General features: G+C 70.9%; 15 protein-coding genes. 8 read left to right on the forward strand and 7 right to left on the reverse strand.

The annotated features are described in order from the left end of the window. Positions 1–42: 42 nt before the first annotated feature. Complete coding sequence (locus QM720_RS03995; RefSeq protein WP_415124863.1) at positions 43–195, reverse strand: hypothetical protein; 153 nt, start codon at positions 193–195, stop codon at positions 43–45. On the opposite strand from QM720_RS03995, the gene QM720_RS04000 reads away from it, so the two are divergent. Together QM720_RS04000 and QM720_RS04005 are read left to right on the forward strand one after the other, a co-directional pair. Continuing rightward, positions 196–663, forward strand: coding sequence for an NfeD family protein (locus tag QM720_RS04000; RefSeq protein WP_415124864.1), 468 nt, complete (start codon positions 196–198; stop codon positions 661–663). It abuts the gene before it with no gap. Between the two features lie 28 nt (positions 664–691). Next, the gene (locus QM720_RS04005) at positions 692–2,149 is read left to right on the forward strand and encodes a flotillin family protein (protein ID WP_415124865.1); all 1,458 of its coding nucleotides are present in this window, start codon (positions 692–694) and stop codon (positions 2,147–2,149) included. A 184-nt stretch (positions 2,150–2,333) separates the two neighbouring features. Here QM720_RS04005 and QM720_RS04010 read toward each other — a convergent pair whose 3' ends face one another. Further along, complete coding sequence (locus tag QM720_RS04010) at positions 2,334–3,722, reverse strand: glycine--tRNA ligase (RefSeq protein WP_415124866.1); 1,389 nt, start codon at positions 3,720–3,722, stop codon at positions 2,334–2,336. 124 nt (positions 3,723–3,846) lie between these two features. On the opposite strand from QM720_RS04010, the gene QM720_RS04015 reads away from it, so the two are divergent. Continuing rightward, positions 3,847–5,412, forward strand: a complete 1,566-nt coding sequence (locus tag QM720_RS04015) for a class I SAM-dependent methyltransferase (protein WP_415124867.1) — start codon at positions 3,847–3,849, stop codon at positions 5,410–5,412. 30 nt (positions 5,413–5,442) lie between these two features. On the opposite strand, the gene QM720_RS04020 is transcribed toward QM720_RS04015, so the two are convergent. Beyond that, positions 5,443–6,138, reverse strand: coding sequence for an NUDIX hydrolase (locus QM720_RS04020; RefSeq protein ID WP_415124868.1), 696 nt, complete (start codon positions 6,136–6,138; stop codon positions 5,443–5,445). A gap of 96 nt (positions 6,139–6,234) precedes the next feature. On the opposite strand from QM720_RS04020, the gene QM720_RS04025 reads away from it, so the two are divergent. After that, positions 6,235–7,254: an SPFH domain-containing protein gene (locus QM720_RS04025; protein WP_415124869.1), complete on the forward strand. Its 1,020-nt coding sequence runs from the start codon at positions 6,235–6,237 to the stop codon at positions 7,252–7,254. A 1-nt stretch (position 7,255) separates the two neighbouring features. After that, positions 7,256–8,152: a hypothetical protein gene (locus tag QM720_RS04030; RefSeq protein ID WP_415124870.1), complete on the forward strand. Its 897-nt coding sequence runs from the start codon at positions 7,256–7,258 to the stop codon at positions 8,150–8,152. Here QM720_RS04030 and QM720_RS04035 read toward each other — a convergent pair. Both QM720_RS04035 and menC read right to left on the reverse strand, forming a co-directional pair. Then, positions 8,145–8,468 carry a DUF4870 domain-containing protein gene (locus QM720_RS04035; protein ID WP_415127801.1) on the reverse strand — a complete coding sequence of 108 codons (324 nt, stop codon included), beginning with the start codon at positions 8,466–8,468 and terminating at the stop codon, positions 8,145–8,147. The two genes, QM720_RS04030 and QM720_RS04035, sit on opposite strands and share 8 nt — an antisense overlap. A gap of 140 nt (positions 8,469–8,608) precedes the next feature. Continuing rightward, positions 8,609–9,751 (reverse strand): o-succinylbenzoate synthase, encoded by a 1,143-nt coding sequence (gene menC, locus QM720_RS04040; protein WP_415124871.1) that lies wholly within the window; start codon positions 9,749–9,751, stop codon positions 8,609–8,611. Positions 9,752–9,798: 47 nt separating this feature from the next. Between menC and QM720_RS04045 the strand changes: the two genes are divergently transcribed. After that, positions 9,799–10,308, forward strand: a complete 510-nt coding sequence (locus tag QM720_RS04045; protein ID WP_415124872.1) for a YcxB family protein — start codon at positions 9,799–9,801, stop codon at positions 10,306–10,308. Here the strand turns inward: QM720_RS04045 and QM720_RS04050 are convergent. Both QM720_RS04050 and QM720_RS04055 read right to left on the reverse strand, forming a co-directional pair. Further along, a complete protein-coding gene (locus QM720_RS04050) occupies positions 10,292–10,486 on the reverse strand; it encodes a hypothetical protein (protein ID WP_415124873.1) in 195 nt (64 codons plus the stop codon). The two genes, QM720_RS04045 and QM720_RS04050, sit on opposite strands and share 17 nt — an antisense overlap. A 182-nt stretch (positions 10,487–10,668) precedes the next feature. Then, the gene (locus QM720_RS04055; RefSeq protein ID WP_415124874.1) at positions 10,669–11,331 is read right to left on the reverse strand and encodes a cyclase family protein; all 663 of its coding nucleotides are present in this window, start codon (positions 11,329–11,331) and stop codon (positions 10,669–10,671) included. Between the two features lie 176 nt (positions 11,332–11,507). Between QM720_RS04055 and QM720_RS04060 the strand changes: the two genes are divergently transcribed. Both QM720_RS04060 and QM720_RS04065 read left to right on the forward strand, forming a co-directional pair. Beyond that, complete coding sequence (locus QM720_RS04060; RefSeq protein WP_415124875.1) at positions 11,508–11,768, forward strand: AbrB/MazE/SpoVT family DNA-binding domain-containing protein; 261 nt, start codon at positions 11,508–11,510, stop codon at positions 11,766–11,768. Beyond that, positions 11,765–12,199: a PIN domain-containing protein gene (locus QM720_RS04065; protein ID WP_415124876.1), complete on the forward strand. Its 435-nt coding sequence runs from the start codon at positions 11,765–11,767 to the stop codon at positions 12,197–12,199. Before QM720_RS04060 ends, QM720_RS04065 begins: the two co-directional genes overlap by 4 nt. The last annotated feature ends 8 nt before the right edge of the window (positions 12,200–12,207 follow it).

A 12,207-nucleotide genomic window follows, 5' to 3' on the forward strand; every position in this document is an offset into this window, starting at 1 on the left:
CGACCGCCGCGGGGACGCACCCCGGCACGCCCGCGGCATCCGTCACGCGACGCGGCAGACGATCTCGCTGCGCGGGATGGAGATCCAGCCGTCGGCGGGGGTCGCGTAGCACCACGTGCGCGACGGCGAACGTGTCGTCGGCGAACGGCAGGGCGTGGATGCCGGAGCCTTGCGCCCGCCCCATAGGCTGGACACATGACTCCGTTCCTCATCGTGGGCGGCATCGGACTCGTGCTGCTGCTGATCTCGCTGCTGCTCGGCGACATCTTCGACCACTTCGAGATCGGCGACGGCGCCATCTCGGGGACGTCGCTGGGCATCGCCGGGGTCGTGTTCGGCGCGGCGGGCGCGCTCACGACGCAGGCCGGGCTCGACCCGATCTGGGCCTACGTCGCCGCGGCGGTCGGCGCGATCGCGGCCTACCTCATCGCCCTGTTCGTCATCAAGCGGCTGTCGGCCTCGTCCGACGGCGTGCCCGCCAGCGCGGTCGGGCTCACCGGCGTGTCCACCTCGCCCATCTCCCCCGCCGGCGGCGAGGTCAGCCTCGACGGCCCGGGCGAGATCGAACGGCGCCTCGCCTACGCCGACGAGCCCATCGCGCAGGGCGTCCGCATCCGGGTGATCGAGCACTCCGGCACGCGCGTCAAAGTCGTCGCCGACTGACACCGGCATCCCTCAAGAAAGGCCTCGCATGATCGATCCGCTGCTCGTCCAGGTCGGCTCCGTGCTCGCGCTCATCGTCGCGTTCCTCGGGCTGCTCATCCTCATCGCCCGCCGCATCCGCCGCGTGCCGCCGAACCAGGCGCTCGTCATCGTCGGCCGCGGCGCGGGCAAGCCGCAGCCCGGCGACATCGGCACGCAGCGCGTCGTCATCGGCGGCCGGACGTTCGTGTGGCCCATCCTGCAGCAGGGCTTCCCGATCTCGCTCGAGCAGCGGCAGATCGCCATCACCGTCGAGGGCGTCGACAAGAACCGCATCAAGATCGCGATCAAGGCATCCATCAACTTCAAGGTGTCGGGCACGGAGGAGGGCGTGCGCCGCGCCGCCCAGCGCTTCCTCTCGCAGCAGGAGGCTCTTACCGACATCATCCGCGAGTCGCTGGAAGGGTCGCTGCGTTCCATCGTCGGCGACATGACGATCGAGCAGATCATCTCCGACCGCAAGAGCCTGTCCGACCGGGTCGTCGCCGAGACGAAGGCCGACCTCGTCGAGCAGGGTCTGCAGGTCGACCTGCTGAACATCAGCGACATCTCCACGCCGGGTTCGGACTATCTCGCGAACCTCGGCCGCGCCGAGGCCGCTCGTGCCCGCCAGGTCGCCGAGGTCAGCGAGGCCGAGGCCGCGCGCGCCGCCGAGTTCGCCCGCATCGAGGCCAACGAGCAGATCGCCGAGCGACAGAAGGCGCTGTCGCTGCGCCAGGCATCCATCAAGGCCGAGACCGACCGCGCCAACGCCGAGGCCGAGGCCTCGGGTCAGCTGGCGAAGGCCGAGCAGGACAAGGCCGTCGCCCTCCTCGAGCGCGACGCCCTGTCGGAGCAGGCCAACGTCACGCAGGAGCGCCTCGACATCGAGGTGCGCAAGCCCGCCGAGGCGCAGGCCTACGCCGAGGTGCAGCGCGCGACCGCCCAGCGCGACGCCGCGAACGCCGCCACCGAGGCCGACGCCTTCAAGCGCACGAAGATCGCCGAGGCGAACAAGGTCGCCGCCGTTCAGGATGCCGAGGCCGCCGCCACGGCCGTGCGGCTGTCGGGTGAGGCCGATCGCGACCGCCAGGTGGCGCTGGCCGCCGGTGTCCGCGCCGACGGCGAGGCGCGCGCCGCCGCCATCCAGGCGGAGGGTCTCGCCGAGGCCGCCGCGACGGATGCCAAGGCCGAGGCCCTGAAGAAGTACGGTGAGGCGGCCCTCGCGCAGGAGATCATCTCGCGCCTGCCCGAGATCGTCGCCGCCGCGGCGGCCCCGCTCGGCAACATCGACACGCTCACCGTCGTCTCGACCGACGGCGCGTCGGAGGTCACCAAGACCGTCGGCAAGGTGCTCGGCGAGGGCACCGAGGTGGTCAAGAGCCTCACCGGCCTCGACCTGACGGCGCTGCTGCAGCGCTTCGCGCAGCAGGCGCCCGCGGCGGGAACGAAGGCGCCGAAGGGCTGACGCGCTGTTCCGGTGGCAGTAGTTGCGGGGTCACAGCGCCTGAGCCCGCAACAACTGCCACCCTTTCGCGTGGCCGGAGCGCCGGCATCCGTTCCCCTGGCAGTAGATGCCAGATCACGGCCCGCGAGCCCGCAACAACTGCCACCCTTTCGCACGACGCGCGGCAAGCGACGGATGCCGCGGCTCAGGCCCCGCGCAAGCGCTCCCCGAGGTAGCCGACCAGGGCGTCGAGCCCGACGCGCTCCTGCGCCATCGTGTCGCGATCCCGCACCGTCACTGCCTGGTCGTCGAGCGAGTCGAAGTCGACGGTGACGCAGAACGGCGTGCCGATCTCGTCCTGGCGGCGGTAGCGGCGGCCGATGGCCCCGGCGTCGTCGAAGTCGACGTTCCAGCCCTGGGCTCGCAGCGTGTCGGCCACCGAACGCGCCAGCGGCGACAGGTTCTCGTTGCGCGACAGCGGCAGCACCGCCGCCTTCACCGGCGCGAGGCGCGGGTCGAGCGCGAGGACGGTGCGGGTGTCGGTGCCGCCCTTGGCGTTCGGCACCTCCTCCTCGCGGTACGCGTCGACGAGGAACGCCATCATCGACCGGGTCAGCCCGAACGAGGGCTCGATGACGTACGGCACGTAGGTCGACCCCGACGCCTGGTCGAAGTAGACGAGCTTCTGGCCGGAGGCCTCGATGTGCGACGACAGGTCGAAGTCGGTGCGGTTGGCGACGCCCATGAGCTCGCCCCACTCCTTGCCCGGGAACCCGAACCGGTACTCGACGTCGATCGTGCCCGCCGAGTAGTGCGCGCGCTCGTGCTCGGGCACGTCGAACTGGCGCATGTTCGCCGGGTCGATGCCGAGATCGACGAACCAGTTCCAGCACGCGTCGACCCAGTGCTGGAACCACTCGCCGGCCTCGGCGGGCGGCGTGAAGAACTCGATCTCCATCTGCTCGAACTCGCGCGTGCGGAAGATGAAGTTGCCCGGCGTGATCTCGTTGCGGAACGCCTTGCCCACCTGGCCGATGCCGAACGGCGGCTTCTTGCGCGAGGCGGTGAGCACGTTGGAGAAGTTCACGAAGATGCCCTGCGCCGTCTCGGGCCGCAGGAAGTGCAGGCCCGACTCGTCGTCGACGACGCCGAGGTACGTCTTCACGAGCCCCGAGAACGCCTTCGGCTCGGTCCACTGACCCTTCGTGCCGCACGCGGGACACGGCACCTCAGCAAGCCCGCCGACGGCGGCGCGGCCCTTGCGCGCCTCGAAGTCTTCGACGAGGTTGTCCTCGCGGAAGCGCTTGTGGCACTGCAGGCACTCCACGAGCGGGTCGGTGAAGGTCGCGACGTGACCGGAGGCCTCCCACACGCGCTTGGGCAGGATCACCGACGAGTCGAGCCCGACCATGTCGCCGCGGCCGCGCACGAAGGTCTGCCACCACTGGCGGCGGATGTTCTCCTTGAGCTCGGTGCCGAGGGGGCCGTAGTCCCACGCGGAGCGGGATCCGCCGTAGATCTCGCCCGCCTGGAAGACGAACCCGCGATGGCGGGCGAGGGCGATGACTTTGTCGAGGCGTGACTGCTCGGCCACGGTGGCTCCAATGGTCGTGTGTGTCGCGAGTGCGAGAGAACGGATGCCGTCAGATCACGGCATCCGTCAAGTCTATCCGGGGCCGCACGGCCCTCTCTCGCGAGCGCCCGCTACCGTGGTGACGATGGAAGACGCGCACACCGAGATCCGCCACATCATCGTGCCCGGGCGGCATCATCTGCTCACGCGGTTTCAGGTCGACTACCTGCGGCGGCTGCTGGCGGGCGAGGAGAGCGACGACGAGGGGCGTCAGATCGCGGCATCCGCCGACGCGGTCGTCGTGTGGGCCGTGACCAGCGCGAACCACTCGTCGACGCGGCGCAATCCGTTTCCCGCGCACCGGCGCGAGGCGGCGATCGAGATCCTCGCCCACATCGAGGGGATGCCCTCGCTCGTCGTTCCCGTCGTCGATGTCGCCCCGACCCCGCGGTTCGCGGAGATCGCCCTCAAGGCCGTCGAGCATGCGACGTCGGGCCGCATCGCCCCCCACCCCGCCACGACGATCATCGCGACCTCGACACCCGCTGTCGCCGAGCTGTACCGCGCGCGCGGTTACCGCATCGCCCCGATGGAGCACGGCCATCCGGATGCGCCCCGCACCCCGTGGCAGCTGCTCGACGAGCTGATGACCGGCTCCGACGCGTGGCGCGGCGAAACCCACGAGGCGAGTCTCGACATCGTCGACCGCTACGGGCTCGCCGCGCTGGCGAGGCAGCTCGCGGCCGATCCCGTCATCGGCGACGAGGGCGGGCTGACCCAGACGCGGGACTACCGCACCTACAGCCGCTCGTTCGAGGATGCCGCCGGGCGCAAGTGGGCCCAAGCCCGGCCCTGGGTCGTGCCGGGCCGCATCGTCGACCTCGGCTGCGCGACGGGCGCCATGCTCGAACTCGCCTCGCGTGAGCCCGCGCTGGCCGAGTCGGACCTCATCGGCGTCGAGGTCGCGCCGGAGCTGTTCGCGGAATGCGAGCACAAGAAGTCGCAGGGCGCGTTCGCGAACCCGAACACCTTTTTCGCCCGCCGCAACATCCTCGCCGGTCCGCTGTTCCCGCCGCGGAGCATCGCGACGACGCTGAGCTTCGCACTGACGCACGAGATCTTCTCCTACGGCGACGGGATGGCCGCGCTCGCGGCGTTCGCGCAGGCCATCGCCGACCACACGCTGCCGGGCGGGGTGTGGATCAACTCCGACGTGTGCGGGCCGGCCGGCCGCGACCGGATCGTGCGGCTGCGCTTCCACGACGGCGATGTCACGACGCCGCCGCAGCGCCTCTCGGGCGCGAACGACGAGGTCGCGGCGTACCTCGACGCGCTGCCCGTCGGCAGCCGCGTGGCCCAGTTCGCGCAAGACTTCACCGAACTCAGCGGCACGCCGTGGGAATACGACGTGCGCGACGAACGGACGATCGAGCTGCCGCTGGGCGATGCCATGGAGTTCCTGGAGACCGTCTCGTACACCCGCAACTGGCTGTCGGAGATGCACGAGCGGTTCTGCGCCCTGTCGTGGACCGATTGGCGGCGGCTGGTGGCGTCCGTCGGGCTGGAGATCGACGAGAGGTCGGGGCCGTGGCGCAACGAGTGGCTGGTCGAGAACGTGTTCGAGCCCGCGGCATCCCTCGTCGATCTCGACGACCGGCCCCTGCCGTGGCCCGATACGCACCTCCTGCTCGTTGCGCGGCGAACGACGTGAGTCTCGGATGCGGGGCCGGTTGACGAACCGTCAGCGTGGGACGCGGGTCAGCGGGGGCTGGAGCTGCCCGACGGCACCGCGTCGGAACAGCTGCGCAGGTCGCCCGCCATCGCGGACCGTCGCGCCCGTCGGCTCCACGAACCCGGCGGCGCCGGTGATCTTGCGGTGGAAGTTGCGCGGATCGACGGGCACGCCCCACACGGCCTCGTAGACGGCACGCAACTGCGCGATCGTGAACTCGGGCGGGCAGAAGGCCGTCGCGAGCGCGGAGTACTCGAGCTTGGCGCGGGCTCGTTCGAGCCCGTCGGCGAAGATCGCCGCGTGGTCGAAGGCCAGCGGCAGCGCGCCGGCTTCGATGTCGGCCACGGGCCACCAGCGCGCGGAACGCGCATCCGAACCCGCCAACGGGTCTGCCAGGTCGGGCGCGAGGGCGAGCCAGGCGACCGTGACGACCCGCCCCCGCGGGTCGCGGCCCGGCGTGCCGTAGGTGCGCACCTGCTCGAGGTGCACGCCGGCACGAGGATCCAAGCGCACCCCCGTCTCCTCCGCGAGCTCACGAGAGGCCGCCGCATCGAGGCTCTCGTCGGCCAGCACGAAGCCGCCGGGCAGCGCCCAGGTTCCCGCCGCGGGCTCGATCCCCCGTTCGACGAGCAGGACGTGCAGCGCGCGATCTCGCATCGTGAGCACGACGAGGTCGGCGGTGACCGCGAACGAGAACGGGTCCATGTCGCCAGCCTACCCGAAATCGTCACCTTGACAATAAGAGCCCATCCGCATTATCGTCAATATGACAGTAATAAGCATCTGAACGAGGAGGACCCCATGGCCAGCATCACCCGCTACCCCTTCATCCGTCATCTCAGCGCGACGCCCACGATGCATGTGACGCACTCCCGGCGCGGCATCCCCCGCCACACCGGCGCCGGCCAGGCGTTCTGGTTCCGTTCCCTCGACGCGGCGATCAGCGAAGTGCCGATCGACGACCGCGAACTGGCGGCGCTCGTGACGCTGCGCACCGCAGACCTGCAGCAGCTCTCGGCACCCGCCACGGCGACCTACCGCATCGTCGACCCCGAACTGGCCGCCCGCCGCGTCGACTTCTCGATCGACCTGGACACCGGCGCGTGGACCGACCAGCCGCTCGACGCCATCGCCGCGCCGCTGCACGGCGCCACGACGGCCGCCGTCGTCCACCTGCTGCAGCCGCGCACCCTCGACGACGCGCTGCGCGCCGATCTGGCCGAGCTCGGCGCGGCGGCGACCGCGATGCTCGCCGCCGACGCCCGCCTGACCGACCTCGGCATCGAGATCGTCGGGGTGCGGTTCTCGCTGCTGCGCGCCGAGCCGGATGTCGAACGCGCGCTGCAGACGCCGGCGCGCGAGGCGATTCAGCAGGATGCCGACAAGGCGACCTTCGCACGCCGCGCGCTCGCCGTCGAGCGGGAGGCGGCGATCGGCGAGAACGAACTGGCGAACCAGGTCGAACTCGCCCGCCGCCAGGAGGAGCTCGTGCAGGCGAAGGGGCGCAACGCCCGCATCGAGGCGGAAAAGGCGGCGGCGGCCGCGATGATCGCCCTCGACGCGGAGGCGGAACGCATCCGCACCCAGGCGCAGGCGCAGGCAGATGCCCAGCGCGCTCTCGGCGAGGCGGCCGGCGCCGCGGAGCAGGCGCGCATGGCCGCCCTGCGCGATGTGCCGACCGGCATCCTCACCGCCCTCGCCCTGCGCGAACTGGCCGGGCACCTGCCGAGCATCGGAAGCCTCACCGTGACGCCCGACCTGCTCACCGACCTGGTCGGCACCCTCGCCGGGCGGGCGGGGGCAGGCAAGGAGGGTCGCTGACATGGCCGCGCCCCGCGCCGTGATCGTCCACCGGGCGAGCGAGCTGACCGAACTGCTCGCCCGGCACGGCACCCGTGGCCAGGTCGCGTTCTTCCTCGACGAGCGCGGTGAGAGCCTCGCCGCCGTGGCCGAACGCCACGAACGCACCCGGGCAGCCCTGGCCGACGTCGCGGCGGGTCTTCCCCCCGACTGGCGTCGGGCATCGGTGGAACGGCAGGAACTCCCCCGCTTCGTGTTCGAGCCCGACGACGTCGTCTTCGTCGTCGGGCAGGACGGGCTCGTCGCCAACGCCGCGAAGTACCTCGACGCCCAGCCGGTGATCGGCATCGACCCGCTGCCGGGCGTCAACGCCGGCGTGCTCGTGCCGCACACACCGGCCACGGGCGCGGCACTGGCCGAGCCCGTGCGCGCGGGCGCGGCGACGCTGTGCGCACGCACGATGGTGGAGGTCCGCACCGACGACGGACAGGCGCTCACGGCGCTCAACGAGGTGATGATCGGGCAGAGCGGGCACCAGTCTGCCCGCTACACGCTCGACGTGGGCGGACGTGACGAACGGCAGTCGTCGTCGGGCGTCATCGTCTCGACGGGCACCGGGTCGACCGGCTGGTGCCGCTCGATCGCACGCATCCAGGCGCCTCGCCTGGAGCTTCCGGCGCCGACCGAGCGCGCCCTCGCGTGGTTCGTCCGCGAACCATGGCCGTCACCGAGCACCGGCGCCGAACTGGTCGCCGGACGGCTCGACGGCGGCACGCTGCGACTGCGGGTCGCGTCGGATGCGCTCGTCGCCTTCGGCGACGGCATGGAGGCCGACCGCCTCACCCTCACGTGGGGTCAGCGCGTGACGGTCGGCATCGCCGCACGCGTCCTGCGAACCGTGACCGGTGCGGTCAGCTGACGAACGTGATCGACATCGGGTAGGTGTACCGCTGACCCTGGTTGGCCTTGACGGCGGCGATGATCGAGAACACGAGGATGACGATGCCGACCGCGATCAGCGTGAAGATTCCGATGATCACGAAGATGAGGATGCCGGAGACGATCTCTGCGATGAGCATCGTGAGCTGGAAGTTCAGCGCGGTCGCGGTGTGCTCGCGCACGAAGGGGCCGCGGTCTTTGAGCACGAGGTAGCCGATGAGGGCCGGGAGGAATCCGAAGAAGATGCCGCCGACGTGCACGAGCGTGGCCCACAGTTTCTCGTCGGACGGGCTCATCGACGGCGTCGGGACGTAGGGGCCCTGGGGCGGGACGGGGGGCTGGTACGGGGGCGTGGTCATGCTCCCAGCCTAGCGAGGCGGGGTCATGCGTGGCCGCACCACCCCGCGACCCACGCGGGTCTGCGGACACGACCCGCTCACCGCCGCAGTTCGACCCGCTCGACCGTGACGTCGTCGAGCGCGACGGGGTCGATCTCGATTCCGAGGCCCGGGCCGGTCGGCACGCGCACGTGGCCGTCGTCGAGCACGATGGGGTCGGTGACGATGTCGCGGCGGTAGAACCGGCCTGCGGCCGAGACGTCGCCGGGCAGCGTGAAGCCCGGCAGTGCGGCGAGGGCCGCGTTGGCGGCGCGGCCGATGCCCGTCTCGAGCATCCCCCCGCACCACACCGGCACGCCGGCATCGCGACAGAGGTCGTGGATGCGCACCGCCTCGAGATAGCCGCCGACCCGCCCGGCCTTGATGTTGATGACGGATGCCGCCCGCAACGCCAGCGCGTCGCGCGCCGCCTTGGCCGACACGATCGACTCGTCGAGGCAGACCGGGGTGCGTAGGCGCGCGGCGAGCGCGGCGTGGTCGACGATGTCGTCTTCCTGCAGGGGCTGTTCGATGAGCAGCAGGTCGAACCGGTCGAGTGCGGCGAGCACGTCGGCGTCGGCGAGGGTGTAGGCGGAGTTGGCATCGACCTGCAGCGGGATCTCGCCGAACGCGTCGCGCACGGCGGCGGTGTCGGCGACGTCGCGCCCGGGCTTGATCTTGATCTTGATGCGCACGTAGCCCTGGTCGAGGTAGCCCTGCACGGCCTCGACCAGCGCGGCCGGATCGCGCTGGATGCCCACCGACACCCCGCTCGGCACCCTGTCGCGCACGGCGCCGAGGTACTCCCCCAGCGGCCGCCCCTGTGTCCGCAAAGAGGCGTCGAGCACGGCGAGTTCGAGACCCGCCTTGACCATGCGGTGCCCGATGACGGGTTCCAGGATCGTGCCGACCTGCTCGGGGAAGAGGGGGGCGAAGGTGCCGGCATCCATCAGCGCGGGAACCAGGAAGCGCTGGGCGACATCCCACGCGCCCTGCGTGTACTCGCTGGAGTAGTAGGGCTCGTGCTGCGTGACGATCTCGCCCCACCCGTCGCCGTCGGCGGTGCGCACCCGCACGACGATGACCTCGCGCACCGTCTCGGTGCCGAACGAGGTCGTGAAGGGCGCGACGAGCGGCAGGTGCAGCACCCGCAGCTCCACGGCTTCGAGGTTCACGGATGCGGCGGCGCGGGCGATCGGCATGTGCTCAGGCTATGCCTCCGGCGCGCGCGACTGGCATACTCGGGCCCGTGACCGAGACGCGCTTCATCATCGCCGACGACCGGATGCCGTCGCGCCTGGCCGGAGCCTATGTGAAGTGGCAGCTCACTCGCCCATCGTCGGTCGTCCTGTTTTCGGTCGTCTCCGCCCTCACCCTCGGCGCGTCCGTGTTCGCGGCGATCACCGGCAACGCGACGCTACTGTTGCCCATCCTGCTGTGGCTCGTCGTGATGTCGCTGTTCGCCGTGCTCACTTTCACGATGGTGCGGGCTTCGTGCCGTAGTGCCTACCCGCCGGGAGCCGACCTCGGTGCTCGCGTCAACGACGAGACGCTCTGGGTGCAGTCGGCTACCGGCACGAGCGAACTGCGCCTGTCGGCGCTGACCAAGGTCTTCGACCGCCCCGCGGTAGTGATTCTCAAAACGTCCTCGCTCGCTGGAGGCGCCACGATACTGCCGCGCGAACTGTTCACGGATGAGGACATCGCGCGGCTGCAGGCTGCCGCAGCCCCCGCCGCGCAACTCAGCCGGCGAAGGTGAAGCCGTCGGGGTCGCCGGGGCGGGGCGGGCGCAACCGAACCGGCAGCGGCCACGGCAGCGTGAAGCGCGCGGTGCCGTGGCCGACGTCGCCGTAGTCGTCGACCTTCACGACGATGCGCTCGGGTGTGACCTCGACCATGCGCACGCGCAGGGGCGCGGCGCCGTCGCGTTCGAGCATCCAGACGTCGGCGAGGTAGCCGATGCCGTGCTCCTCCAGCGCCGCCTCGGCGTCGAGCCACTCGACGGATGCCGCGACCTCGCGACCGAGCAGATCGATCGCCGTCCACGCGTCGCCGTCCGCGCGGATCCACCCGACGAGCTCACCGTCGTCGCGGCGGTGCGGGATGCCCGGTGCCGCGCTCAGGGCAGTTGCGCGAACGCGCGCACCGGGAACGTCCCGAAGCCCTCGATCGCGGGCGGCGCCGACGTGAAGCGGGCGCCCGACGGCGGCAGCGCGCCGAGGTTGGTCAGGTGCTCGACGACGTGCACGCCGGCGCCGAGCAGGAGCGTGTGCGCGGGGCGCTCTCCGCCCGACTCGGTGTCGTCGATGTTGACCGAGTCGATGCCGACCAGCACGGCGCCCGCGTCGATGAGCCACTGCGCGGCGCCCTCCGTGAGGAACGGAGCGCCGACGCCGTACTCCGGCGTGCCGAAGCGTCGGTCCCACCCGGTGTGCAGCAGCACGGCCGCGCCGCGCACGTCGCGGTCGGCAAGAGTGTTCGCGCCGATGCCGCGGTGGCCGGCATCCGTCAGGTGGAAGACCTCGGCGCGCAGCCCGACGAGACTGTCGAGGGCAAGCCCGGCGAGGTCGGGTCCGTCGGCGTAGCGGTGGAAGGGCGAGTCGAGGTACGTGCCGGTGTTGCCGATCATCGTGATGACGTCCATCGCGAACTCGGTGCCCGGCGCGTACTTGGCTCGCGAGTCCTCGCGGGTGAGGTGCGGCGTGATGACCGGGGCCGGCAGGCCGGGGTAGGTGACCAGGCCGGCGCGGATCGGGTGGCTGAGGTCGACGATGTCGGGCATGCCGCAAGCGTACGGCCTCGGCATCCTTCCCTCGAAGAACTGCGCGACGTCGGGAGGATGCGGCGGAAAACCTCCGAGAATGTGCAGATTTCCGAGGATGCCGCTGCGCAAGGAAGCCCTGTTCCTTACTCACGTCTGAAGAGTAAGCTGAATGCCCACAGGAAAGGAGCGGTCGGATGACGACGGCGACGGTCACCAGCAAGGGTCAGATCACGATCCCGAAGGACGTGCGGGACGACCTGAAGCTCGAGACGGGCTCGAAGGTGATGTTCGTCAAGCTGCGCAACGGGCAGTACCGACTCGTGCCGCGCACGGGAAGCATCATGGACATCGCCGGCATCCTCCACGATCCGGCGCGCCCTCCGATGACGATCGAGGAGATGAACGAAGCGATCGCCGAGGGCGGTGCCGCAAGCGGGCTGCGGGGCATGCGGTGAGCTGGTCCGACACGAGCCTGACCGGCATCGACACGAACGTCATCCTGCGCTACGTGCTGCACGACGACGACGCGCAATACGCCGCGGCCGCCGCGTTTCTCGAAGCGCTGACCCCCGATCATCGCGGCTTCATGACAGAGGTCTCGCTCGTCGAGGTGTACTGGGTGCTGTCACGGTCGGTGCGGCTGCCGCGGACACAGTGCCTCGCGATCCTGCGGTCGCTCATCTACACCGAGGCGCTGGAATTCGACGACGGCGAGGGGGTCGTGCGTGCCCTCGCGCTGGCGGAGGAGGGCGCAGACTTCGCCGACGCGCTGATCGAGGGGACGATGGGCCTCTTCGGCACGAACGAGACGGTCACCTTCGACCGCGATGCCGCCGAGCGCCTCGGGTGGCGTCTGCTCGCGCCCGCCGGGGCGCCCGCGGCGTAGCGTCAGCG

Origin of the sequence: Microbacterium sp. (assembly GCF_047602155.1) — a bacterium.
Lineage (GTDB): Bacteria > Actinomycetota > Actinomycetes > Actinomycetales > Microbacteriaceae > Microbacterium.